Genomic DNA, 22542 nt, shown 5'->3' on the forward strand with positions numbered 1-22542 from the left:
TTAAATGCCGCAATAAATCGCAATACGCCTTTATTGCGAATTAATAAGAAGTTTGATAAATGAAATAATAAAAGCAATCCGTAATACTGAGTGGAGTTAATACCATCACCACGCCAAGCCGATTTATTAAATAGGTTAATTATGCCCAGTTCACAACTGACAACGAATTTTATTCGCATAGCGACTGAGGGTGCAACGGTTGACGGTCGGGAAATTCCGTCGCAATGGCTGGTCGATATGGCAGAAAGTTACGACCCCCAAATCTATACCGCCATGATTTGGCCGGAGCATGAGCGCTGGTATGGCGCGTGCGGCGAAGTTCAGGAATTAAAAGCCGAGATAGAAGACGGCTTGATGCGCCTTAAAGCCCGACTTTGTCCTGGTATGGATTTGCTGTACGCCAACCGCAACGGGCAAATGCTGTTTTGCTCTATCGAGCCTACGGACGACCTGAATTTTCGTGGTACCGGAAAGCCCTATCTTGAGGGCTTGGGCGTCACCAGCTCCCCGGCCAGCATCGGCACTGAGCGCATGCGCTTTAGTGCAAATAAAAATGGAAAACTCTACGGCGCACTAGAGGCATTAGTAATTAGTGATGTTGCCGACACCGAGGAATTAAATATGTCATCCAAAGATTCAAACCCAAAGAAAGCGTTATTCCGCAGTCTTTTTAATCTTGCCGATAAAGGCAGTGATAAAAAACCGGTCAAACCAAAGTCCCGTTTATTTTCCAGTTCCAGCCGAAAGTTTTCTGATGAAGATATTCAGACAATTGTTGAAGCGGTAGCCGAATTACAGGACACCGTCGAAGAGCAAGCGGAAACCATTGAAGAGCAAGCAACCATTATTTCCGAGTTGCAAGCCAGTGAAACTGACGTGACCGAAATTCAGGAAGCCCTCGCGGAAGTTAAAACAGAATTGGTCACCGTCCAGGAAGAAGTGACCGAAATTAAAGACGAGGTGACAGGCGGTGAATTCAGCAAACTTAAAAACAAACTCAACGCTGCTGATAAAAAGTTCAACAAGCTTGAACAAGTCACCACCAAATTACCCGACGCCGCTCCTAATGCGTCCAGCGGTAAGAGTTACAACTTCTGATTTACGGTTAATTAAACCGGAACAGACAGAATTAAATCGCCATTGCGGTAAACGCACTGACAAATAAACGAGAGCACTCATTATGCCAATGAATAAGTTATATACCCTGACACAAAACTATGCGCGCCGCATTGGTGAGGCTAGCGGTTCGGATGTGACCATACTCCCTATCACGGCGAATGGCATTGGTCGATTCAGTATTAGCCCGCCACAGGAAACGGCTTTGCGTTTGGCTCTGATGGAGCAAGGTTGGTTTATGCCATTGATCACTGTACGTGATGTTGACCAGATTCGCGGTCAAGTGATTGATGTCGGTAATCCAGGGCTGTTCACCGGTCGTCGTAAAGCTGGTCGATTTACCAAGGATGTGGGGCTGTCCGGCAACGTTTACCAATTATACCCCACCGACTCATGCACCCGTCTAGCGTGGGAAACGCTGTCTGACTGGATTCATTCCGGTACGACAGATGATGAATTTATTCAGCATGTTGCCGAGTTTACCCTCCGTTCCTTTGCGAACGATATCTTGCGTGTGGGCTTTAATGGTACGCATGCGGCTCTTGAAACCGATGAGGATACCTACCCGAACGGGGAAGATATTAATATCGGCTGGCACCAAATCGCGAAGAATTTCGACACTCTACATGCGAACCCCGCCACACCTGAGCAAGACCGTATTCCGGGCTTCACCCCGCGCGTGATCAATCCGGGTGACGGTGAATTAACCCTTGGTGAGAACGGTATCTTTAAAACGCTGGATGCGATGGCTTCCTGGCTTATCAGTACCACTATTCCAAGCCAATTCCAGAATGAGCCGGACATTGTCTTGTTGATCGGCTCTGACTTGATTGCTGCCGAACAGTTCCGCTTATTCCAGGAGGCCGGTAAACCGACAGAAAATATTGCCGCCCAAATGCTCGCCAATACGGTGACCGGTCGCCGCGTCTATGTAGCGCCATTCCTGCCAGGCAAACGCATGGTTGTGACCACGCTGGCAAACCTGCACGTCTATAACCAGCGCAATCACCAATACCGCCGCGCGGAGCATGTACAAGACCGCCTAGGTTTTGAAAATGCATGGTGGCGTAACTCTGGTTATGCGTTGGGGCACCCGATGCTGTACGGCGCGATTGACGAAGCGGCCATCACCATTGAAGCCGAAGAGGATATTAACTTTGCCATTCTGAATGGCTTGATCCCCGGCACTCCAGGGCAAGATACCCCTGTCCTGGATAACACACAGATTTAAACGGAGGGAACCCCATGGCGTTTAACCCATTACGATACCGGGCACAGGCATTAGCTCAGGCAAGGGTACGACATACCGCCCCGACAGAAGCCGAGCCAGGCGCAGACGAAAGCCTGCACTTGCAGCTATTGAGCCTGGAAAAAGACGTTAAACGCCTGGGCGTTCTATCGCGTGTTGCCGACAAAATAGAGCTAAAGGCGCGGGAGTTGTTACCTAAATGGCTTCCGTATGCCGAGCGTTATCTCAAGGCGGGCAAGGTCTACCCATACCCTGTTTTCGGTTATTGCGTGGTCTGGTTATTTGATACCGGCGATATCGATAAGGCGCTGGATTGGGCCGATATTGCCATATCTCAGAGTCAGGCGACACCGGACAAAATCAAGTCTAAATTCCCGGCTTTTGTGGCTGACATCATTCTGGAATGGGCCGCTGGCGAATCACAAGCGGGCCGCAGTATTGAGCCGTATTTTTCCCGCACCTTTACCAACGTGCGCGAGAACTGGCGGTTAAACGAAAGGCATACCGCCAAATGGTTCAAGTTCGCCGGCGAATTCCTGTTACGCGACAAAGACGGCAAACCCGCCGCCGCCGCGATCAGTGATATCCCGACCTTAAAGCGGGCGAATGAGTTACTCGCCCAAGCTGAGGGATTCCATCAAAAAATCGGGGTAGAAACGTTACGTAAGCGCATTGCTTCCCGCATTCGCGCCCTGGAAAAACAAGCCGCTGAAATAGCGGAATCTGACCCATCAAAAGGCGATCACGATGAAATTTAAATTTGAATTAAATCAAGTAGTTGAACCCAGAATTAGTGATGAGTGGGGAGAGGTTATCGGTCGCGCCGAATATGCGCACTCTGAAAACCAATATTTCATTTTCTACAAGACTGCTGACGGTCGGGCGCTAAAAGACTGGTTTAACGAAAGCGAGTTAGAGGCGGTTGAAGATGATCGCCATCCCGGCTTCGCGGTCTATGCCCCTGTTGATCTACCCAAGGGTGCTGTAGTCGAATAATAGCCTTTTAAATTGTGAACTCCGCCCCCTGACGTTGTCGCGGGGCTGTACCGACACCCGGCCAGCCGGGGCGGGCGAAGTGGAGGCCGTAGCGCAAGCGCTAACGGGCCGTGGAAACTTGTCAGCCCGCACCCCATAACGAGAGGTTTTTATGTTTCGACCCGGTGATAACGGTTTTCAGCAATCCACGTTAACCAATGACGGTTTTTGGCCTAACTTGGCGCTGGATGAATTCCAGCGTGAGCGCAGCATACCGCCCACCATTAACGAAAAAACCGTGGTGCAAGCCATGCTTGCCGCCGTTGCCGAAGTTAACACCTCGTTAGCCAACTTTGTAATGCAGCAAAAAAGTAAAGGGTATCAATCTGCCAGTGCAGTACCCGGCCCGACGATGGAGGGCGAGAACGTACTAACCGCCCAATATAAAAAAGCGGTCTACGCCAGGACAAAAGCCGACTTGATGGGGGAGTTTGCCGCTGTTAGCCGGCGCGAGGACAACACCAATCAGGACGCACCGCAGACAAAAGCGTCATTACTGGCCGAGGCCGCAGTGGTATTACGTGGCATTAAGGGCCGGGGCCGCGTGGGAGTGCATCTGGTATGACGCAACTGGATGAATTATATGATTTTGTCAGTAGCCACTTGCCCGAACGGCTGATGAAAACCACCGGGGCCGATGCCTGGATGGAAGATATTGAAATCATCCACGCAGCTAAGGCGTGGGGGCTAGGTCAGCGCCGTGTAGCCATACGCCAATATCAGGCGACGTTAGCCTGGGAACGCTGGCCCTATCGCCAGTATGACCCAGACACACTATTTGCCCTGGTCATGGTGTGGCTGACTGAACACGCCAACGAGCATTACAACCTGGATGAAATGCCGCCTCCGACCGTCATTTTACAACTGACGGATAACGAGGATGCGGCCCTGTTTATCACCGTACCACTGGCTGACGACATTATTCTGGTTGAAAGCGAGAGTGAGGGGATCATCCCTTTAAAAGGCAAGCGTTACCGCGTCGCACCCCCTGTAGTAAATACAGCAACGGCCGGCTGGATTGTAGGCGCAAACGGCATCGCCGCACCGACCCACTCAGCGGGTGAGCGTGATGCAGGCTGATTTTACGCTCAACGCCGCTCAGTGGGGCGCACTCCAGAAGACGTTAAAGAATCTGGAGTTACCCCCCGCCAAGCGCCGCCGCTTGCTCTGGCGAATATTGAAATCAGGTGTCATGCCTGCCGCTCGTCGCCATCAAAAGCGGCAGGAAAACGCAGAGGGCGTGAAGTGGCCGGGACGAGCTGACAAGCGTAAAGCCAAAATGATGACCAAACTGCCGGGAATGATGGTTATTGGTGAACTGCCAGCGTCCGACTCAGCAAGAATTTATTTGCGGGGCAATAAAAAAACGCCGCCCGGTGTGGTGGGCCGAATGCAACAGGTGGGCTTTACCACCTCAATGACCGCTCAAAAAGCGGCTAAAGGGCAAGACAGCACCGCAAACGCCACGCTGAACCAGGCAAAAAAATTGCTGGACTTGGGTTATGTCGTATTTCCGGTGAGTGCGCCTCGCGCACCCTCCGTAGCTGAGATTATGCGAACCCTGAGCCAACGCAAAGCCGGGGCCATTATTCGCGGCCTTGAGGGGAAAGAGTCAAAAAGAAGCTGGACGATCACCCTGCCTGGCCGCGAATGGCTGGCAGTCAATGACGATGAATTTAACAAAATGCTGGCGCGCCAGATGCAAGCCATCAATTACGGCGGTGGCGTCCGGGCGCAAGACATTAAGGGGAAAGTAAAAAAATGACATGGCCCACAGTAACACTAAACCAGCTTAACCAGCGCCAGGGCAGGATTAACGAAGTAGAGCGCACAGTCTTGTTTATTGGCAGTGCCGCCGCTGATTCTGATAACCCCGGTGATTTGATTGCCCTCGACTCACAATCTGATATCGACGTGGTTTTGGTTGATGCAGATATTGACCTGCGTGAGAACGTGCGCGCCGGCCAGCGCAATGGCGGTCAAAACTGGCAAGCCTACGCCATCATTTTGCCGACTGATGCTCAACCTGGTGACGACGTTCAGGCGATTATTAACGCGCAATTGCACTTATCTGTTGAGGGGATTGTTTGCACTATTCCCATCACCGACATTAATGCCGGGCGCACCAAAATTAATTTGTATGCGTCCCTGCGCGCCGACCTGGCGAATAAATATGGCCGCTGGGCATGGTCAATGCTGACCGTTGCCAGCCCGACCGGGCAAAAAGAATTACTAACAGAAATGACCTGGTCGGAATACCTGGCCTTTATGGCTGAACTGGAAACCAGCATTGCCGCCGAATCGGTGCAACTGGTGCCAGCATTGTGGGGCAATGAAGCCGGCGTTCTGGCGGGCCGCTTATGCAACCGCAGCGTGACCGTAGCAGACAGCCCGGCGCGAGTGAAAACCGGTGCATTGATCGGCCTGGGGATTAATACCGCAGATATGCCGGTTGATAGCAACGGGGTTGAAGTCACTCTGGCCCATTTGCGCGCCATGCATGACCTTCGTTATTCCGTGCCGATGTGGTACCCCGATTATGAGGGTATGTACTGGGCCGATGGTCGCACGTTAGACGTGGTTGGCGGCGATTTCCAGAAAATTGAGAATGTGCGGATTGTTGATAAAGCTTCTCGTCGGGTGCGCATTCAGGCTATCGCCAAAATTTGCGACCGTTCAATGAACAGTACACCGGGCAGCATTGCCGCACACCAGACTTATTTCGCCCGCACCCTGCGCGATATGTCTCACAGCGTCCAAGTTAACGGCGAGACATTCCCCGGCGAGGTGAAGTCACCGCAAGCGGGCGATGTGGTCATTACCTGGTCGGACAGTGAAACGGTGAGTATTTACATTGTGGTACGGCCTTACGGCAGCGCTAAAACAATCACCGTCGGCATCATGCTTGATGAGTCGATCACTACTATCACGGAGGGTTAATTATGACTAAGGCCCGTATCGGGGGTAATGCATTCGACATTAGCCTGGGAACACAAAATATTCATGTGAAAACCATTTCAGTGGATATCACCGACAACACCGCCGCCACACAAACGCGCGGGGTACCTGACGGTTACGTAGCAGGTGATGTGGCCGCTGAGGGTGAAATGGAGCTGGACACCAAGAACTTTAAAAAAATTGGTGCGGCAGCTAAATCAGCCGGCAGTTACCGCCAAATCCCGACTACTGACATTCTTTTTTATGCCAACACCGGTGATGAAGAATTATCCGTTGAATTGTTTGGCTGCAAGTTGGTAGTCACCAGCCCGCTAGCCTTTGACCCGAAAGGCGGTGAAACCGCAACTCATAAAGTCAAATTCTTTGTGACCAGCCCGGATTTTGTGCGTATCGACGGCACACCTATTTTATCAATGTCCGATGTCCGCGACCTGGTCGGGTAAGTGATGCATATGCCAAACGGAGAAACATCATTTATTCGCATTGTGCTGATGCTGGGCGGGGTTGGGGGCTTTATTTCTCTCGGCCAGGTGTTGGTCGGTAACGAAGCGCTCACCCTCCGACTGATTGTCGGTCGCATCATCTTAGGTTCGGCGACGTCATTACTGGCGGGTATGGCACTTATTCATTTACCCGGTCTGGGCCTTTTGGAATTGCTCGCCATCGCATCGGCGCTAGGAATTACCGGATCCAGTGTCATCGAGCTACTCCTAACAAGGTTGCTTACCCGTTATTTAGGGCGAATTAAAAAGGAAAGTGAATCATGACATTAAGCGAAAAACAGGCGGTATTTACCATCATGATCGCCCAGCTCATCAATTGGGCTGACGAACACGGCTACCGCCTGACCTTTGGCGAAGCCTACCGCACCCCGGAACAGGCCGCATTAAACGCCAGGAACGGCAAAGGCATCACCAACAGCTTGCACACACAACGCCTGGCAGTGGATTTCAATTTGTTTATTAACGGCCAGTACCAGGACAAAAGCGAAGCCTATAAACCCCTGGGTGAGTATTGGGAATCGATTGGCGGCACTTGGGGCGGGCGCTTCAAAGATGGCAATCATTTTAGCCTGGAACATAACGGGGTGAAGTGATGCGCGAATTGTTGCCGGCGGTACTGCTACTGATTGCAGCTTGGTGGCTGGGCTGGACGATGCACGGTGAGAGCCAGGCAAAAATCGAACTGGCAATGAATCAACTGGCAGAAGCCAACCGAGTACAGGTTGAAAAGATTGCCGGAACATCGGCGCGGCAACTTGAGGACAAATTAGCGGGGCTAAGGGCGAATGAAGTACATACAGAGCGACTTATCAGGACTGAGGTCATTAAACCGGTATTTAGCAATGTTTGTGCTACTGATGAGTTTGTCCGGTTGTTCAACGCCAGCGCGGAAAGTGCCGAGCGTACCTTATCAGGAAAACCTGTTAACCCCTTGCCCGGTCACGTTGCCACGGCTGGCCGGTAATACTGGCACCGATTTTAGCAACACATTGCAGCAATATGCGCAGATTTACCCGGATTGCGCCGCGCGGCACAACCAGTTAATCGCCGAAATTTACTTACGAAAGGAATGAGAGAAATGAGCAAAGAAACCAAAGACGTGATCACCCTGGTTGTAAAAGGTATTACGGTGCAATTCGCCCCGACACTGGTTGCCTATAACAAGTGCCTGAATGAGTCGGCGCGCGATGAAAATATCGTCGGCGCGATCAGTACCTACCTGAAACGCATTGTTGTGCCGGAGTCTCGCGACGGTCTGGCCGAATTGCTGCAATTCCCCGGCATGGCGGCGCAAATCGCTAAGAAAGTGAATGAGATTTACGCACCTGATGCAGATATCGAAGTAAAGGAATAAACGCGCTGATTCAAGCGATTAAGGCTAACCCGCTTGAACAATATATGACGCTTCGGCGTCATTACCTCCCGCAAGAAGGTGATGACGTCATGAGCCTGGCGCGCGCGGTCTGGCTGGCTGAATATTTCCAAGAAAGCACAATAAACGGAGTCGCCGGCGGGATTTGTAAAGCCTTTAACGGTGAGTAGGGATAATCATGAAAGAACTGTCTTTTCTGTTGAGTCTTAAAAACAACCTGAGCGCGCCGCTCGGCAAAGCGCAACAGTCTGTCGATCAGTTCGCCAAGAAATCCCAACAGGCATTTAAGAAAATCGCGGTCGGGGCCATAGGGCTGTGGGGTGTTGCGCAGGGTGTCAAGGCTTTGCTTGCTCCTGCATACGAGGTTCAAAAGACCTTAGACGAGCTGTCTACCCGCAATGTCAGTACACAAGCCTTAGACAAAATGTTTAAAGCGGCGCAGACGTTTAGCACTGCCTACGGCAAGAACGCCGCCGACTTTATCAGTTCGGCAACCATTATCAAAAGTACCATTGCCGGCATCACCGACAATGAGTTACCGCGCTATACCACCGCCATTAATACTCTGGCCGTAGCCACCAAAGGCAGCGCCGAGGGTGCCGCCAATTATATGGCCGACATGGCGAATAACTTCCGCACCACCGCCAGCGAAATGGGCAATATTCCGTTTGCCGAAATGATGGCGTCTAAAGGCGCTTACATGGTGCAGAACTTTGGCACGAGCCTTGATGAGATTCGCGAGTTGGTCAAATCCAGCAAAGGCACCGGCTTGCAAATGGGCGCGGGGATGGATGAACAACTCGCCGTCATGGGAATGCTCAAACAGACCAAAGGCACCGAGGCCGGCGGGATTTACGACGCTTTCCTGAAAAGCGCCATTGAGGGTGGTAAACAGTTGGGCCTTAGCTTTACTGACGCCCAAGGCCAAATGCTGGAATTCCCCGACATTTTGCAAAAACTCCAGGTGAAATTCGGTAACACCATTGAGGGCAACGTTAAGGCGCAAGCCGCATTAAACAAAGCCTTTGGCGATGGCGCACAAGCATTAACCGCCACCTGGGGCCAGGCCGATAAATTGCGCCAACATATGCGTGATATGGGGAATACCCAGGGATTAGATCATGCGGTGGCAATGGCTAAAAAAATGGCCGATATGTGGGAACGGGTGGATCAGGTCTGGAAACGCATTCGAATTGCCGTGGGGATGCAGCTTATTCCGGCCATATCCCCCCTGGCTGATTATGCGATTAATGCCGGCACACAGTTTGCCAAATGGCTGGACATGTTTCCCAATATTGCGCGCTGGATTGGCTACATCGCTATGGCTACGCTCGGTATGGCCGCAGCCGGTGCGATTGCCAATATCGTCATGGGCGTATCGAGATTTATCTGGATAGGCTTGAAGGGGATCTTGACGGTGGTCACCGTCACAGTCAAGGCCCTGACGTGGGCACTCAATATCAAGGCTCGCGCCATTCAGTTAGTCACCTTCGTCACTGGGATCTATAACGTCGCACTAAAATTCATGCGCACCACGCTCATTGCAACTCGCATGATGTTGATAAGCAGCACGGTAGCAATGCGTGCTTACGGTATTGCCACCATGCTGGCCGGCGTGGGTATGCAACTCCTAACCAGCCCTATCACTTTGATTATTGCCGGGCTTGTCGCACTGGCGGCGGGCGTCTGGTATGTAATTTCTCATTGGGATCAGCTTAAGGCCGCACTACTGGACAGCGCCGCGTTTCAATGGGTAATGCAGATTGCCGGCCAGGTAGGGGAGATGTTCGCCGGTGTGTGGGCCTCCATTACCTTGGGCTGGGAAATGGTGGTTGCATTCTTTGGCGGCTTGTCGCCGGTCGAAGCCTTTAACGGCTTTGTTGACGCTATCGGCAATGTGTTTAGTGGCTTATGGGACTACCTAACGGAATCCTTTGGCGCGACCTATAACTGGATAGTGAGCAAGTTAAATAAAATCCCTGGCGTCAATATCGACCTTAAGCCTATAGGCCAAAGTGAGGACGGCGCAGCCGCGCCGGCCACCAACTTACCCGTACCGGCTGGATTGGTCAGCCCAGCCATGAATAAGGGTGGGATAGCCAAAACGCTGACCACCAACAACAGCAATCAGACCAGCACCATACGCACCGGCAATACTATCGGTGAAGTGAATATTTACCCGCCAAATGGGGCCACGCTGGATAGCATCATGGAATCAAGGGAGCTTGCCGCCGGATGAGTGAACCACTGTACATCGACCTGCTGATAACCGACGGGGACTTTACGCTTTCATCCGGCAATGAACCGCTGTTGTGTAATAACCGCATCAGCATTGCACAGGATTGCGTACACCGGATTATCGAATCCGGCCTGGTCAAGTTATTGATTGCCGAACGCAGCCCGGTATTGCGTGCCGATATCTTGTTGCAAATGGAGCTATTGACTGAAACCGACAGCCGCATTGTGCCGGGTACCATTGTCATTACGGACGATAGCCAGGGAAATTATTTTATTACGGCTGATACCTATGATTTCGGCCCACTGTCAACGCGAGATTTATCATGAATAATCGCCCCAATCCTGACTATAAAGCCATTCTTGCCGCGCAGGGGATGCCGACGACAGAAACCCAGGTTCACGCTGAATTCGAAAAAACGGTGGATAATGAAAATGTAGTGACCAATACATCAAATATGTCCCCATTCTGGCGGTTAATTAAGGCCATCGTGACTACCCCTGTGATGTGGTTGATTGATGCCCTGGTTAATACCGTCATGGCTAATTTATTCCTGGCAACCGCCAGCGGCACATTTGTGGATCTCTTTGCCTGGGCGGTCAATTTATCCCGCAAAGAGGCCAGCACCGCCCAAGGCGTGATCCGTTTCACCAAAGACACCGCCAGCGCTGAAATCACCGTACCCGCCGGCACCCTTATTCAGACCGAACGCATTAACGGCACTGTCTATAAATTAATGACATTGGCCGACACAGTGATACCCGCAGGGGTAAGCGGTGCGCTAATTGCGGTTATTGCAGAAACTGCCGGCAGCGGCCACAACCTGGCACCGGGTTATTTTCGTATCTTGCCGGTCGCGGTGAACGGTATCGCCAGTGCAGTGAATGAGGATAACTGGTTAATTGCGCCAGGCGCGGACACCGAACAAGACGACGACTTGCGCGACCGGGTACGTAATCAATTTAATTTGCCTGGTCAATATCATATTGATGCGGTTTACCGTGGATTAATTGCCGGCATTGCCGGGCTGACCACCGACCGGATATTTTTCTTACACGATGCACCGCGCGGGCCCGGTACCGCCAACGTTTATCTATTGCTGGATTCCGGCATCGCCAGCCAGCCGTTTATCGAAACGGTGAATGACTATGTGATGAGCCAGGGCAATCATGGCCACGGTGACGATGTGTTGTGCTTACCGTTGCCAGAAGTCATTTATGACCTGACCGTGACACTTCACTTTTTCGATAGCAGCAATTTAGAGGATGAACAAGTCACCGCGTTACTGGCAAATATCCGCAATCTGATCGGCTGTGCATTCCGAGAAAATACCGATTACACCGTACAAAAAACCTGGCCGCACAGTCGATTTTCTATGTCGCGCCTGGGGGAAGAATTGCACGATCATTTTGTTGAAATTGAATCGATAACCTTTTCACGCGACGACATTATCAGTGAGCTATCTGTCCCGCGTCTGGGCGAACTGACACTGGAGAATGCCAATGGATAAGCTACCCATTTTTAACTTGCCGGTATGGCTGAATAAAGGTGAGCCAGTCAAATTTATGCGCGCCTGCCTGGCGTTTTGGCAAAAGGTTTACATCTGGATCAGATGGCCGCTTAACCAGACCGACCCGCTAACTTGCGTGGTGCCATTGCTTAATGTGCTGGCATATCAGCGCGATGTGACTCGATTTGCCGGTGAACCGCTCACCTTGTTTCGCAAGCGGGTACATTTTGCCTTTATCAATGCCAAAGACGCGGGTTCAGTTGCCGGATTTATTGCCATCTTCGCCCGCCTGGGCGTGGGCTATGTCGAACTGCTGGAGCGGCAACCGGATATTGATTGGGATGTGATAACCGTGCGCGTCACTGATAGCCAGGTGGCTGAAAACAGTGAATTACTGATGAATATCATTCGCCAATATGGCCGTACCTGCCGCCGCTACCGGTATGAAATTATCACGCCGGCGGATATGCATATTCGTGCCGGTCATGTGGGGTGTGAGTATATCTGCTACAGCGCCAGCACCGTATCAAATGAAGTGACAAACGCCGCCTTTGGCGCATCGCTGATGGAGAAAAACTAATGTCACAAACTGCGATTACTTTTGCTTTTGAGCAATGGAAAGCTCAGGAAGCCGCCGCCGGTAACACCGTGGTGTTGGATGAGTTTGTCCTGGCTTATGTCCCAGGTCTGGATCATACCGTCCCCATTAACCGCGCCGAGATATTGCCGCCGGCGGCGCAAATTGTTCACCGCCAGACGGTGAATAAAATTGGGCTGGTCAATGATAATGCGGTGGTGTATTCCGTCACCATGGGGACAGAAATCGGCGATTTTGATTTCAACTGGATCGGCCTGGTCAATAAGGCCAGCGGAACCGTCGCGATGATTGTGCACGCACCGACCCAGCGCAAAATCGCCAACGTGACCGGCCAACAAGGTAACGTCCTGACACGTTCATTCTTAATGGAGTACAACGGCGCGGCAACCGCAACCAGCATCACTACCCCGGCAGAAACCTGGCAAATTGATTTTACCGCCCGATTGACCGGTATTGATGAAATGCAGCGGCTCATTAATGCTGATAACTACGGCCCAGGGGCGTTCTTTGGTACGGGCTATCTGGTGGCTAAAACTGGCTCACAATTCTTTGTCACCCAAGGCACCGGCTACATTGGTGGCATTCGTGCCGACCTACCCGCTAATCGCAACATTGCAGTACCCGCAGCGGTGACCAAGATTTGGGCTGATGTCAGCTTGCAGGGCAACATTACCAGCCAGTGGGAGGCTGTGATAAAAATCACCGTCGCACCAACGCTGGAAAATTACAGCCAATCCGGTTTTATGCACTATGTGTTTGCGGTCGCCAGTATCGACGCCGCCGGCAATATTACCGATTTACGGCCCAAAGGCTCACTCACCGACGACGCCCTGGCACAACATGAGAAATCACGTAACCACCCGGACGGCACACTCACGGCAAAAGGTTTTGTCCAACTGAATAGCGCTACTGATAGTGAGAGCGAAACCCTGGCCGCAACGCCAAAAGCGGTTAAACAGGTAATGAGTTATGTCGTTACCGCTATCAGCGATCACGTTAGGGCAGAAAATCCGCATGACCAATATTTGCAGATAGAAAACCTGCTATTCGAGATAAAGGAGTTAGGGCCAGCAGCAGTAGCGCAAACGCTAGCTAACTTGGGGTTAAGTGATGTTGCATCCAATGTGGCCGTGAGAGCATTAATTGACGCAGTGTTCCCGATCGGTATTCCGCTGCCGTATCCACTGGCTGCTATCCCTGCGACGACGCTGGGTATTGTTTTTTTTAAACTCAATGGCGGCTCGTTTAGTACGGCAACCTATCCAAAACTAGCCGCAAAATATCCCTCTGGCAAACTCCCTGATATGCGGGGTGATGTTATTCGCTCCTGGGATGATGGGCGCGGTGTTGACCCTGGGCGCGGTTTGCTTTCTGAGCAGGGCGATGCCATTCGAAATATTACCGGCTCCTATATTCCCGCCGGTGGGAAAAGCACTGAAAATAGTGATTTTTCAGGGGCTTTTATTCGCCAAGATGGTTGGCAGTATGTTGGCTGGCAGAATACTAACCCTGGTAATGTGCAGGGACTCCGGCTTGATGCCTCAGCGGTAGTACCTACTGCCCATGAAAACCGTATGCGAAATATTGCCTTTAACTACATTGTGAGGGCTGCGTAATGGCGATTAAATTTGATAAAGATGGATATGCACTCACTGCCGGTGAAGTCACGGTATATAACGCCGCGCCGGATACGGGCGAATTTATCGCAGCATCTAAAGAGTTCCTAAATGTAGGGCAAGGATTACCCGCCAATGCTTATTTAGACTCACCTAGAACAGCAAAAAAAGGTTTTGCGGTTTGCCGCACTCATGATGGGCTGGCATGGGAATATCAAAAAGATTATCGCGGTGAAATTCGCTATAGCACCCTTTCTGGTGAGCAAGTAACGGTAGTTGATTTGGGTGATTATCCTGCCGATACTACAGACAGCGCACCGGCAAGGTTTACCCGATGGGATGGTGTGCAATGGGCAATAAACGATAATTTGCTGGCAGCAACCGCCCGCATGTTTCGCGACACGTTTATTATTGCAACCGATCCCCTGATGGTCAGTGATTATTCTATCGATGATGCACCACTGACCGAGGAACAACGCGGTGAACTCATTGGCGTCCGTGCGATTTACCGTTCATGGCCGACCGTCGCCGGCTGGCCGTTAGTTGAATTGCCAGAATTGCCCCAATGGTTATTGATTGAAGCCGTCAATAATGGCTACCGGGTACCGATTTGGCCGGATGCATCCTATGTGGCGTAAATCATTACTGCGCATCCCGGCTAATCTGGCCCCGATTACGTGTTCCACCGTGGCCGTTCACCCCTGGGCGTTTGGTGTGGGCCAGACGGAAAAATCAGGCTCGTTTTTGAGCCCGGCCAATGCCATTAATGCACTCGCCAGCCGCTTGGCCGGCACTGACAATAATCAGGACGTGCTGATATTGCTTATCACGGCCAATACCCTGGGTGAATTTATTACGTTGCTGACTGCCGCCGGCGACGTATTCCCCATCCCGGCATTAACCCAGGTTCAGCGACGAGCCAAAGCCGCGTTAAGTCTGGATGTCAGTAAAATGCAAATTCCCGCGCGCCCTGGTGGCCTACCCGCCGCCGCGCCGCTATCTGTTACTACCGCGCGCCAGGCATCCGGGGCGCAAGCCCTGCAAAAAGCAATCAGTGATACCGCAGCCGGCAGCAGTAGTGCGGCTATCGGTTCGGCCCTGACCGCATTCAGCCAACAACGCGCCGCACTACTGGCCGAGGCAAAAAATAGCCTGGCACAATTGCAGGGGGCCAGTGTGCCGGTTTGGTCGCTGTCAGTTGAGGGCAATACCCAAACGGCGATCGCCGAGATGAAAAAAGACATTCCCGACAGCCAGGCTATATTCAGCCTGGCAATCCTGTTTGTGGGCGCTGATTTGGCCCCACTGCGCGCAATGGTGGTCAATCATGAGTGATGTTGTCACGCTGGCCCTTGATGGGGAGGCGATTTTATTAAAAAACATTCTGGTAACGCTCACCATGCAAATACAGGACAAAGACCAGAGCGGCCAGGCCAGCAGTACCAGCAAATCAGAACAAGGCACCAAGGGTAAAGAGTTGCGCGTGTCCGGGTTAATTCACTACACCAATCCCGCCATGTTGACGCGAATTTATAGCCTGGCCGAAGCCAAGAACAGTGATGGCAGTAAAAAACGTTATCGTGTCGCCCACTCATTAGCTCAGGCGGTCAAATTTCGGGAAGCCACCTTTACCAGCGGTGTGGATGCCGCAGAGCAAACCGATAAAATGGCCTGGCTGGTTAATTTTACCCTGGCTGAATATTCCAGTGTGGCCGAACGCAAAGCACAACAGGCCAGCCAAGGTGGTAAAAATGCCACTATCCAGACCGCCGGCGGCACATCTACAGCCGGTGCAGCAGACGGCGAGACAGCAGAAAGTCGATCATGGTTTGAAAGTGTGCTGCAAAAGGTCGATAACGCCATCGGCCCAGCCGGGGGGAGCGCATGAAATCCGTTGTAACATTGCGCATTGGCGATGATGAAATCCCCGCCAATAGCTTAAACCTTTCGCTCTCACTCAATGGGTGCGGCCTGGGTTTTATCACTGCATTAACTGACCAGGAGTGTACCGGTAAATTAGTGCGGTTGGATTTGGGCTATAACACATCTATTTACCGTTGGTTAACCGGATTTGTTGAACGTAGCGCGCCGGCTGAAAATGGCGCGCAACGACTACTTGTGCGGGAGCTGGTTGGTGTGTTCGAGCGTTCGTGGCCGTGCTCACTGCAACACCCCACGTTACGCGATGTTACCGACGCGGTCGGCAAAGCAACCAACATGCGTTTTGTATTACCGGAAAATGCCGCTTATACCGATACCCCGATCCCCCATTTCCAACACAATGGTAGCGGTAATCAACTGATGCTCAATTTGGGGCGCGCGTTCAGCATCCCGGATTATGTCTGGTACCAACTGTCTGACGGCACCGTCTATGTCGGCAGCTATGCCGATTCCCGTTTTGCACAAACACCGGTTGATATTCCGCAGGAATTCGCCCAGGGCGGCGGCGGCGGTAACAGTCTTACCTTGCCACTTATCCCGGCGATCCGTCCGGGGGTGATTGTGAATGGCCGGCGCATCACCAAGGTAGATGTGAGCGACGACACCATGACATTGAGCTGGACGCCATTAAACAGCCAGGGCCAGCCGGCGCAGAAATCCCCGGAACAGCGTCAGATTGAAAAACTTTATCCAGAGTTGGGGGCGGGGTTACATTTGCCCCGTCGTGCGCGGGTAATGAGTCCGACCGATGCCGCCGAGTTGGGCGACCCGTCCGACCCATTCCGGCCACGTTATGCGGTCAATGTTCAGTTGCTGGACGAGAACGGCAACGCCGCCGCCGGTGCGCAGGAATATAACGCGGTACCGCTTCCCATTCCGATGGCCAGCAGTGAGGGCGGTATGTTCCAATTCCCGCCAGAGGGGACATTGGTAGAAATTGGTTTTGCTGATGGCCGGCCTGACAAGCCGATGATTAGGCAAATACTGTCTGAGGGGCTATCACTGCCCGCAGTGAAACCGGGCGAACAGTTACAACAGCAGCGCGCCGGCGTCAGTCAGCGCGTGACAGTTGACGGCAGTTGGCAACGTGACACTGACCAGGCGATTGAGGAAACCAGCAGCCGGCGCAGTGTGACCAGTGACGAGGAAAGCCGTACCACCACGACCCGCAACACCACGGTAAAAGCCAATGACAGCACCACCGTGCTGGGAACTAAAACCCTGATGGCCGGCCAGGTGATACAACTTGCCGAGGGCGACTATTCAATAGGTACATCAGCCAATATGGTGACCAAGGTCGGCAAAGACAAAAATGACGATGTTGGCCAGAACCAAAATATTACCGTTGGACAGAACCAAACGACTGACGTTGCCGGCGCGCTGACGGAGAAAATCGCCGGCATTCGACGCAGTGTGGCCGCAGCCCAGGAGTTAATCGCGCCATCGGTGCGCCTGGGTACCGATGATATCAATGTGCTGACATTGTTAACCGACACGCTGGATGTGATCCAAACCCTGGCACAACAGACGGCAGGCCACACGCACCAGAATACCGGTGGCCCACTGAATGCCGGTGATTTCACCGCCACGGCCAACCGCACACAAGCCCTTACCGCCAAGTACAGCCCCTTTATTGCCTAGCTGACATCGAGCACAGACATAATTGTCTGTGCTGCAGCGGTACCTACCCCCAAAAAAAAGTAACAAAATTACGTAATATCCCGGTAAAAATTACAGGAAAATTCCCTACTGCCCGCGCAGTAAGGCCGGAGTACATCGCGCCTGACGTTCTGAGAGCCACGCCATGACACGCACCACCTAATACACCTCAAGATTCAAATTCAAACAAGATGATCGCACCATGACCCACCCATGAAACATGCGGGGTAAATCCGGCCACGTAAAAGAAACGGGAAGTAAAACGCACACTCCCACCACGCCTGCACAAAATATTTGGGGGAATTATTTCAGTTTGGTAACTCTACAAACACCCACGCCAGACCGCGCCAACGCTAAAGATCTCGCATGGATCTCTAACTGTAACGAGTGATATAGATTTCAGTGAATTACAGTAATTGGAACGATCTCGATGTGATCTAAGAAATTCAACGTCATGATTTTAAAGGGATTTTATGTTTTACGTCCGATCAAATGCAAAACGGAAAGCGTTCAGGAGAATAAATAGAATTGTGCGGCAAGCCAGACGCCGCAAGGGATTGCGCAAAGTTGAGGGGAAATTTTGATACTGTAAAAACGGGTGAGAAACTCACTTTGATCTCGGCCAGAAAACCAACAAAAACAGTCATAACGGCTATCAAGTAAAACGCCGTTTGCTAACTTTACGCGCATGACGCAAGATAAAACAAAGCCTCGCAAGCGAGGCCATGTTTACTAGATGTGGTCAATGTGTGGACATTGATAGAAATTAATCCTTTAATTTCAGTGATATAAACTCATGTAAAGCCTAGCAGGTTGTTGGCTTTCTGCGAAATTGTGCAAAGATCTCTGATAGACTCAGAACCATCGTGTTATCTATTTTATCCGTGTAAGTCGTTTCATTACGACACTTTCCTGAACGATTATCTCATTAATTATGGCAGACTGATGAAAGTAGTCACTCAAGTTGCAGAACAGCGTAAAACGCTGGAACAAGCTGTTGCACAGGCTTTGGAATTGGCCCGCGCGGGTTCTGATGCGGCCGAAGTTGCCGTCAGTAAAACCACCGGAATCAGTGTTAGTACCCGCTTTGGCGAAGTGGAAAACGTCGAGTTCAACAGCGACGGTGCGCTGGGAATTACCGTTTATCACCAGCAGCGTAAAGGCAGTGCCTCCACCACCGATTTAAATCCAGATGCGGTCGCCCGTACAGTACAGGCAGCGCTGGATATTGCCCGTTATACCTCCCCTGACCCTTACGCTGGCCCGGCTGAGAAATCATTGCTAGCCTTTGATGCACCGGATTTGGATTTGTTCCACCCGAGTGATTTAGATGCAGAGCAAGGTATCTTACTGGCCGCTCGTGCTGAACAAGCAGCATTACAGGCTGACAAGCGGATTACTAATACGGAAGGTGGCAGTTTTAACAGCCATTACGGGATTAAGGTATTCGGCAATAGCCACGGTATGTTGCAGAGCTACTGCTCTAGCCGCCACTCACTCTCCAGCAGTGTGATTGCGGAGCACAATGGGGATATGGAGCGAGATTACGCCTATACCATTGGCCGCCGAATGGAAGATTTAGCCAGTCCTGAATGGGTGGGTGAAGAGTGTGCTCGCCGTACTTTATCCCGTTTATCGCCGCGTAAGCTGCCTACCATGCAGTCGCCCGTGCTGTTCGCCGCAGAAGTGGCAACTGGCCTGTTTGGACATTTGGTATCGGCCATCAGCGGTGGCAATATTTATCGTAAATCCACTTTCTTACTCGACCACCTCGGCAAGCAGATTCTACCAGAGTGGCTGACGATTGAAGAACATCCACATTTACTGCGTGGTTTGGCTTCGACACCGTTTGACAGTGAAGGTGTACGTACGCTGCAACGTGAAATTGTCAAAGATGGGGTGCTGCAAACCTATCTGCTAACCAGTTATTCTGCCCGTAAATTGGGGCTGCAAAGTACCGGACATGCAGGTGGCATCCATAACTGGCGTGTTGCCGGTCAGGGGCAGGACTTCGCGGGAATGCTAAAGCAACTGGATAAAGGTTTGGTGGTGACTGAATTGATGGGCCAGGGTGTCAGCACCGTGACCGGTGATTACTCGCGTGGTGCGGCCGGTTTCTGGGTCGAAAACGGTGAGATTCAGTATCCGGTCAGCGAGATAACTATCGCTGGCAACTTGAAAGATATGCTGCGTAATATCGTCAGCATTGGCAGTGACATCGAAACGCGCAGTAACATTCAATGTGGCTCTATTTTATTACCTGCCATGAAGATTGCGGGCGAATAATAATTTGTTGCTATAAATCTAAGGCTGGCATCTGTTGCCAGCTTTTTTTTTGTCTGAATCCAGCCCAGTTCCATTTCTTAACTGATTACAAAAAATTATTGTCAGTTTAGTTTTCTATTGCCTATGTTAAGTAGGAGCAATGTAACTATTAAATTAACAATAATTATAAGGAACGCAAATGGGCAAGACAATCATGGGATTAATCGCGGCGGCATTACTCAGTGCCAGTAGCCTGGCAATGGCCGCGAGTGTGGCGGATAACATGGATACTATTGCTGAGAACTACGGCAAAGTGCTGAAAGCTGATTCTACTGATGTCATCAAGAAAGGCTTACAGGCAATGCGAGTAGCAGCACTTGATGCGCAGAAAGGGATCCCTAGCAAATTGAAAAATAAAGCCGAGGATAGCCCTGAGGTGAAAGATTTTCGCCATGGTTTGGATTTATTGATTGGACAGATTGATGGCGCACTGGCATTGGCCGATCAAGGCAAGCTAGATGAAGCTAAAAAGGCGGCACAAGACTTTAAACCGACGCGCGATACTTATCACAAAAAGTACCGCTGATCGGGGAAAGAGGGTAATGGCTTTAGGTCATTACCCTCCTAACATCAATTAGCGGTGATATTCACCGGCAGCTTCTGGTTGGTACAGTAATTCCAGCACCGTAATGCGGGCTTCATCCCCACCCGGCAATTTCCAGCTTATTTCGTCATTAACATGCAATCCTAACAGTGCTGCACCTAAAGGCGCCATGACGGAGAGTTGCTCATTGCTGTCTTTCAGCGACGCTGGATAAACCAAAGTGCGAATATGCTCTTCCTGGCTATTCAGGTCGCGAAAACGCACGCGACTGTTCATGGTCACTACATCTGCCGGGATAGCATTCGGGGGCAGAATTTCTGCACGATCCAGTTCTTCATTGAGCGCTGTTGCGACCACTGAACCGGCAAAGGCCGGTTGCGCCAGTAACGCATCCAAACGTTCAGCATCCAGCTCGTTAATCGTGATGGTTGGCTTGGTCATACCACTCTCCAATTTCAATTTCAGCAAAACATAAAAACAACACCCCCACGCCATAGGAGAGGGGGTGTTAGAAAATAGCTTAATATTAATCTGATATTAGGCTCTTCCGACTAGAAAAGAAAGAGATCCGGATCACGAACTTTTTTCCGCTGCCCGCTTTCGCTGTGCATTTATATAAAAGTTATTTTGTTGTTAATGATTAAGTTAGCTATCTAACATCGCTATTTGCGAAAGTGATCCCATCACTCCATTACATTTCCACTTTGAACTGGAAAAAATGCCGCTACACAGCTATTCCGCTTGCAGGTAGGGTGAGGTTATCGCGCAGAGGCAAGGTCGAATAAATAACTGAACTTATCTTTGCAGTCATAAAGTTGTAACCGCAAGGAATAGAGGATTGCTAGCGTGAATGATCTAGCCGCATTGAATGCAGTCGAAGACCCTGGAATGAAAGAGGCCATTATCATCACTGAGCGGGTATTAGCTGAAATTACCGCGATGTTAAATGCCGAAAATATTTTTACCAATGCAGTTCAACAGCAGATGTTGACATCACACATTCGGGCTATGGTGTTGCGCTCAATAACAGGCGAGCCGTTACCTGAAGTGGAGAAATCATTATTTGATGAGATTTCAGCACATTCGATGCAAATGGCACAACAGGTGGTCGATGAATTTCCTAATTTACCCATTGAAGAAGCTTATTTGTTGTCGGTGCATTTTGAAGTAGCGAAAGATAATAACCCATAAAAACCTGATCTGGAGAAGAGACTATGAGTCAAATTACCGTTGTGATTGGCGACCGTTTAGGAAAAGGCCAGAAAGTTGGGCAAGGTGTTGAATTAGCTGGTGGTCGCGTGGTGGTTATTCCCGGTGTGGCCGCAGATATGAAACTGGGTGATGTGATGAATAGCGAAAAAGCAGATTTCGGTATTTCATTCTGTGGTAGCGGTGGCGCGGGTGCTATTACGGCGCAAAATAAATATGGTTACAAAGCAAAATACGGTATGCGTTCAGTGGAAGAGGGTGTGACGGCAATAAACGAAGGCTGCAAGGTATTAGGCTTCGGATTTATGGACAAAGAAGAGTTAGGGCAAAAGCTAGTGGAAGCCTATATCAAGAAATATGGTCAGCCGTAATGAAAGAGCAATATACCACTCAGGTGCAAGTAAAAGGCAAAGGCGATACTAAAGGTAAGGCTTTCGCCAATGCACTCGGTAATGTCCAGAATACGGTGTTGAAGTCGACACAAAATATTTTGCTGCGGATTGAACCACAAGACGTAAAAGTATTAAAAGCCGAATTATCAGTCAAAAATGAAAAGTTTTTATTCTTTTTCCTGCCGCGGGAAAGAAAAACCTACAGCGTCGAATTAGATATTACCGTGAACGTGACAATCATTAATACAGATAAGGTCGTCTTCATATCTAAATGAAAAG

Annotated in this window: 29 protein-coding genes; 28 read left to right on the top strand and 1 reads right to left on the bottom strand. The window is 50.8% G+C overall.

Translation table 11 applies throughout. The annotated features are described in order from the left end of the window. Positions 1-141: 141 nt before the first annotated feature. The 25 genes from ACF3VQ_RS01980 to cybC all read left to right on the top strand — a co-directional run bounded on the left by ACF3VQ_RS01980 (position 142) and on the right by cybC (position 20644). Positions 142-1098, top strand: a complete 957-nt coding sequence (locus ACF3VQ_RS01980) for a GPO family capsid scaffolding protein (protein ID WP_392433179.1) — start codon at positions 142-144, stop codon at positions 1096-1098. A gap of 82 nt (positions 1099-1180) precedes the next feature. Then, positions 1181-2347: a phage major capsid protein, P2 family gene (locus tag ACF3VQ_RS01985; RefSeq protein WP_392433181.1), complete on the top strand. Its 1167-nt coding sequence runs from the start codon at positions 1181-1183 to the stop codon at positions 2345-2347. Positions 2348-2361: 14 nt separating this feature from the next. Further along, a complete protein-coding gene (gene gpM, locus ACF3VQ_RS01990) occupies positions 2362-3123 on the top strand; it encodes a phage terminase small subunit (protein WP_392433182.1) in 762 nt (253 codons plus the stop codon). Then, on the top strand, positions 3113-3361 hold the full coding sequence (locus ACF3VQ_RS01995) for a hypothetical protein (RefSeq protein WP_392433184.1): 249 nt from the start codon (positions 3113-3115) through the stop codon (positions 3359-3361). The genes gpM and ACF3VQ_RS01995 overlap by 11 nt, the downstream gene beginning before the upstream one ends. A gap of 151 nt (positions 3362-3512) precedes the next feature. After that, a complete protein-coding gene (locus tag ACF3VQ_RS02000) occupies positions 3513-3965 on the top strand; it encodes a head completion/stabilization protein (protein ID WP_392433185.1) in 453 nt (150 codons plus the stop codon). Beyond that, the gene (locus ACF3VQ_RS02005; protein WP_392433187.1) at positions 3962-4480 is read left to right on the top strand and encodes a phage tail protein; all 519 of its coding nucleotides are present in this window, start codon (positions 3962-3964) and stop codon (positions 4478-4480) included. Before ACF3VQ_RS02000 ends, ACF3VQ_RS02005 begins: the two co-directional genes overlap by 4 nt. Next, positions 4470-5165 (top strand): hypothetical protein, encoded by a 696-nt coding sequence (locus ACF3VQ_RS02010; RefSeq protein WP_392433188.1) that lies wholly within the window; start codon positions 4470-4472, stop codon positions 5163-5165. Before ACF3VQ_RS02005 ends, ACF3VQ_RS02010 begins: the two co-directional genes overlap by 11 nt. Then, positions 5162-6340 carry a DUF2586 domain-containing protein gene (locus tag ACF3VQ_RS02015; protein ID WP_392433190.1) on the top strand — a complete coding sequence of 393 codons (1179 nt, stop codon included), beginning with the start codon at positions 5162-5164 and terminating at the stop codon, positions 6338-6340. Before ACF3VQ_RS02010 ends, ACF3VQ_RS02015 begins: the two co-directional genes overlap by 4 nt. Before the next feature lie 2 nt (positions 6341-6342). After that, positions 6343-6801 carry a phage protein gene (locus ACF3VQ_RS02020; RefSeq protein ID WP_392433191.1) on the top strand — a complete coding sequence of 153 codons (459 nt, stop codon included), beginning with the start codon at positions 6343-6345 and terminating at the stop codon, positions 6799-6801. A 9-nt stretch (positions 6802-6810) separates the two neighbouring features. Next, positions 6811-7125, top strand: coding sequence for a holin (locus tag ACF3VQ_RS02025; RefSeq protein WP_392433193.1), 315 nt, complete (start codon positions 6811-6813; stop codon positions 7123-7125). Beyond that, complete coding sequence (locus tag ACF3VQ_RS02030; protein WP_392433194.1) at positions 7122-7454, top strand: M15 family metallopeptidase; 333 nt, start codon at positions 7122-7124, stop codon at positions 7452-7454. The genes ACF3VQ_RS02025 and ACF3VQ_RS02030 overlap by 4 nt, the downstream gene beginning before the upstream one ends. Then, positions 7454-7825, top strand: coding sequence for a hypothetical protein (locus ACF3VQ_RS02035; RefSeq protein ID WP_392433195.1), 372 nt, complete (start codon positions 7454-7456; stop codon positions 7823-7825). Before ACF3VQ_RS02030 ends, ACF3VQ_RS02035 begins: the two co-directional genes overlap by 1 nt. 114 nt (positions 7826-7939) lie before the next feature. After that, positions 7940-8215: a putative phage tail assembly chaperone gene (locus ACF3VQ_RS02040; RefSeq protein ID WP_392433196.1), complete on the top strand. Its 276-nt coding sequence runs from the start codon at positions 7940-7942 to the stop codon at positions 8213-8215. Positions 8216-8259: 44 nt separating this feature from the next. Continuing rightward, positions 8260-8403, top strand: a complete 144-nt coding sequence (locus ACF3VQ_RS02045; RefSeq protein WP_392433198.1) for a DUF6890 family protein — start codon at positions 8260-8262, stop codon at positions 8401-8403. Positions 8404-8411: 8 nt separating this feature from the next. Further along, positions 8412-10472, top strand: coding sequence for a phage tail tape measure protein (locus ACF3VQ_RS02050; protein WP_392433199.1), 2061 nt, complete (start codon positions 8412-8414; stop codon positions 10470-10472). Continuing rightward, positions 10469-10798, top strand: a complete 330-nt coding sequence (locus tag ACF3VQ_RS02055; RefSeq protein WP_392433200.1) for a DUF2590 family protein — start codon at positions 10469-10471, stop codon at positions 10796-10798. The genes ACF3VQ_RS02050 and ACF3VQ_RS02055 overlap by 4 nt, the downstream gene beginning before the upstream one ends. Then, positions 10795-11979, top strand: coding sequence for a baseplate J/gp47 family protein (locus tag ACF3VQ_RS02060; RefSeq protein WP_392433201.1), 1185 nt, complete (start codon positions 10795-10797; stop codon positions 11977-11979). Before ACF3VQ_RS02055 ends, ACF3VQ_RS02060 begins: the two co-directional genes overlap by 4 nt. Beyond that, positions 11972-12559: a hypothetical protein gene (locus ACF3VQ_RS02065; RefSeq protein ID WP_392433202.1), complete on the top strand. Its 588-nt coding sequence runs from the start codon at positions 11972-11974 to the stop codon at positions 12557-12559. The genes ACF3VQ_RS02060 and ACF3VQ_RS02065 overlap by 8 nt, the downstream gene beginning before the upstream one ends. Continuing rightward, on the top strand, positions 12559-14193 hold the full coding sequence (locus tag ACF3VQ_RS02070; RefSeq protein ID WP_392433203.1) for a phage tail protein: 1635 nt from the start codon (positions 12559-12561) through the stop codon (positions 14191-14193). Before ACF3VQ_RS02065 ends, ACF3VQ_RS02070 begins: the two co-directional genes overlap by 1 nt. Then, on the top strand, positions 14193-14831 hold the full coding sequence (locus ACF3VQ_RS02075; protein ID WP_392433204.1) for a phage tail protein: 639 nt from the start codon (positions 14193-14195) through the stop codon (positions 14829-14831). Before ACF3VQ_RS02070 ends, ACF3VQ_RS02075 begins: the two co-directional genes overlap by 1 nt. Further along, positions 14821-15528: a hypothetical protein gene (locus tag ACF3VQ_RS02080; RefSeq protein ID WP_392433205.1), complete on the top strand. Its 708-nt coding sequence runs from the start codon at positions 14821-14823 to the stop codon at positions 15526-15528. The genes ACF3VQ_RS02075 and ACF3VQ_RS02080 overlap by 11 nt, the downstream gene beginning before the upstream one ends. After that, positions 15521-16081 carry a hypothetical protein gene (locus ACF3VQ_RS02085; protein WP_392433206.1) on the top strand — a complete coding sequence of 187 codons (561 nt, stop codon included), beginning with the start codon at positions 15521-15523 and terminating at the stop codon, positions 16079-16081. Before ACF3VQ_RS02080 ends, ACF3VQ_RS02085 begins: the two co-directional genes overlap by 8 nt. Further along, positions 16078-17775 carry a hypothetical protein gene (locus tag ACF3VQ_RS02090; protein ID WP_392433207.1) on the top strand — a complete coding sequence of 566 codons (1698 nt, stop codon included), beginning with the start codon at positions 16078-16080 and terminating at the stop codon, positions 17773-17775. Before ACF3VQ_RS02085 ends, ACF3VQ_RS02090 begins: the two co-directional genes overlap by 4 nt. Before the next feature lie 963 nt (positions 17776-18738). Beyond that, complete coding sequence (pmbA, locus tag ACF3VQ_RS02095) at positions 18739-20079, top strand: metalloprotease PmbA (RefSeq protein ID WP_020282726.1); 1341 nt, start codon at positions 18739-18741, stop codon at positions 20077-20079. Between the two features lie 178 nt (positions 20080-20257). Continuing rightward, positions 20258-20644 carry a cytochrome b562 gene (cybC, locus tag ACF3VQ_RS02100; protein ID WP_392433208.1) on the top strand — a complete coding sequence of 129 codons (387 nt, stop codon included), beginning with the start codon at positions 20258-20260 and terminating at the stop codon, positions 20642-20644. 48 nt (positions 20645-20692) lie between these two features. Here cybC and rnk read toward each other — a convergent pair whose 3' ends face one another. Then, positions 20693-21103, bottom strand: a complete 411-nt coding sequence (rnk, locus tag ACF3VQ_RS02105; protein WP_005174306.1) for a nucleoside diphosphate kinase regulator — start codon at positions 21101-21103, stop codon at positions 20693-20695. A gap of 405 nt (positions 21104-21508) precedes the next feature. Between rnk and ACF3VQ_RS02110 the strand changes: the two genes are divergently transcribed. From ACF3VQ_RS02110 to ACF3VQ_RS02120, 3 genes are read left to right on the top strand one after another with little or no spacing between them, the layout of a single operon-like run. Continuing rightward, a complete protein-coding gene (locus tag ACF3VQ_RS02110; protein ID WP_392433209.1) occupies positions 21509-21853 on the top strand; it encodes a glycine dehydrogenase in 345 nt (114 codons plus the stop codon). 23 nt (positions 21854-21876) lie between these two features. Beyond that, on the top strand, positions 21877-22242 hold the full coding sequence (locus ACF3VQ_RS02115; protein ID WP_004392359.1) for a glycine-rich SFCGS family protein: 366 nt from the start codon (positions 21877-21879) through the stop codon (positions 22240-22242). Next, a complete protein-coding gene (locus ACF3VQ_RS02120; protein WP_050163080.1) occupies positions 22242-22538 on the top strand; it encodes a DUF4312 family protein in 297 nt (98 codons plus the stop codon). Before ACF3VQ_RS02115 ends, ACF3VQ_RS02120 begins: the two co-directional genes overlap by 1 nt. Positions 22539-22542 lie beyond the last annotated feature (4 nt).

The sequence above is a fragment of the Yersinia fenwicki genome, from assembly GCF_043099325.1.
GTDB lineage: Bacteria > Pseudomonadota > Gammaproteobacteria > Enterobacterales > Enterobacteriaceae > Yersinia.

Bases quoted from the DNA above. Each gene is read 5' to 3' on its own strand.
- ACF3VQ_RS01995 (WP_392433184.1), top strand. From the start codon at position 3,113: ATGAAATTTAAATTTGAATTAAATCAAGTAGTTGAACCCAGAATTAGT.
- ACF3VQ_RS02050 (WP_392433199.1), top strand. From the start codon at position 8,412: ATGAAAGAACTGTCTTTTCTGTTGAGTCTTAAAAACAACCTGAGCGCG.
- gpM (WP_392433182.1), top strand. From the start codon at position 2,362: ATGGCGTTTAACCCATTACGATACCGGGCACAGGCATTAGCTCAGGCA.
- ACF3VQ_RS02045 (WP_392433198.1), top strand. From the start codon at position 8,260: ATGACGCTTCGGCGTCATTACCTCCCGCAAGAAGGTGATGACGTCATG.
- ACF3VQ_RS02000 (WP_392433185.1), top strand. From the start codon at position 3,513: ATGTTTCGACCCGGTGATAACGGTTTTCAGCAATCCACGTTAACCAAT.
- ACF3VQ_RS02060 (WP_392433201.1), top strand. From the start codon at position 10,795: ATGAATAATCGCCCCAATCCTGACTATAAAGCCATTCTTGCCGCGCAG.
- ACF3VQ_RS02030 (WP_392433194.1), top strand. From the start codon at position 7,122: ATGACATTAAGCGAAAAACAGGCGGTATTTACCATCATGATCGCCCAG.
- cybC (WP_392433208.1), top strand. From the start codon at position 20,258: ATGGGCAAGACAATCATGGGATTAATCGCGGCGGCATTACTCAGTGCC.
- ACF3VQ_RS02025 (WP_392433193.1), top strand. From the start codon at position 6,811: ATGCCAAACGGAGAAACATCATTTATTCGCATTGTGCTGATGCTGGGC.
- pmbA (WP_020282726.1), top strand. From the start codon at position 18,739: ATGAAAGTAGTCACTCAAGTTGCAGAACAGCGTAAAACGCTGGAACAA.
- ACF3VQ_RS02005 (WP_392433187.1), top strand. From the start codon at position 3,962: ATGACGCAACTGGATGAATTATATGATTTTGTCAGTAGCCACTTGCCC.
- ACF3VQ_RS02090 (WP_392433207.1), top strand. From the start codon at position 16,078: ATGAAATCCGTTGTAACATTGCGCATTGGCGATGATGAAATCCCCGCC.
- ACF3VQ_RS02065 (WP_392433202.1), top strand. From the start codon at position 11,972: ATGGATAAGCTACCCATTTTTAACTTGCCGGTATGGCTGAATAAAGGT.
- ACF3VQ_RS01980 (WP_392433179.1), top strand. From the start codon at position 142: ATGCCCAGTTCACAACTGACAACGAATTTTATTCGCATAGCGACTGAG.
- ACF3VQ_RS02080 (WP_392433205.1), top strand. From the start codon at position 14,821: ATGTGGCGTAAATCATTACTGCGCATCCCGGCTAATCTGGCCCCGATT.
- ACF3VQ_RS02085 (WP_392433206.1), top strand. From the start codon at position 15,521: ATGAGTGATGTTGTCACGCTGGCCCTTGATGGGGAGGCGATTTTATTA.
- ACF3VQ_RS02015 (WP_392433190.1), top strand. From the start codon at position 5,162: ATGACATGGCCCACAGTAACACTAAACCAGCTTAACCAGCGCCAGGGC.
- ACF3VQ_RS02115 (WP_004392359.1), top strand. From the start codon at position 21,877: ATGAGTCAAATTACCGTTGTGATTGGCGACCGTTTAGGAAAAGGCCAG.
- ACF3VQ_RS02035 (WP_392433195.1), top strand. From the start codon at position 7,454: ATGCGCGAATTGTTGCCGGCGGTACTGCTACTGATTGCAGCTTGGTGG.
- ACF3VQ_RS02040 (WP_392433196.1), top strand. From the start codon at position 7,940: ATGAGCAAAGAAACCAAAGACGTGATCACCCTGGTTGTAAAAGGTATT.
- ACF3VQ_RS02055 (WP_392433200.1), top strand. From the start codon at position 10,469: ATGAGTGAACCACTGTACATCGACCTGCTGATAACCGACGGGGACTTT.
- ACF3VQ_RS01985 (WP_392433181.1), top strand. From the start codon at position 1,181: ATGCCAATGAATAAGTTATATACCCTGACACAAAACTATGCGCGCCGC.
- ACF3VQ_RS02070 (WP_392433203.1), top strand. From the start codon at position 12,559: ATGTCACAAACTGCGATTACTTTTGCTTTTGAGCAATGGAAAGCTCAG.
- rnk (WP_005174306.1), bottom strand. From the start codon at position 21,103: ATGACCAAGCCAACCATCACGATTAACGAGCTGGATGCTGAACGTTTG.
- ACF3VQ_RS02075 (WP_392433204.1), top strand. From the start codon at position 14,193: ATGGCGATTAAATTTGATAAAGATGGATATGCACTCACTGCCGGTGAA.
- ACF3VQ_RS02020 (WP_392433191.1), top strand. From the start codon at position 6,343: ATGACTAAGGCCCGTATCGGGGGTAATGCATTCGACATTAGCCTGGGA.
- ACF3VQ_RS02010 (WP_392433188.1), top strand. From the start codon at position 4,470: ATGCAGGCTGATTTTACGCTCAACGCCGCTCAGTGGGGCGCACTCCAG.
- ACF3VQ_RS02120 (WP_050163080.1), top strand. From the start codon at position 22,242: ATGAAAGAGCAATATACCACTCAGGTGCAAGTAAAAGGCAAAGGCGAT.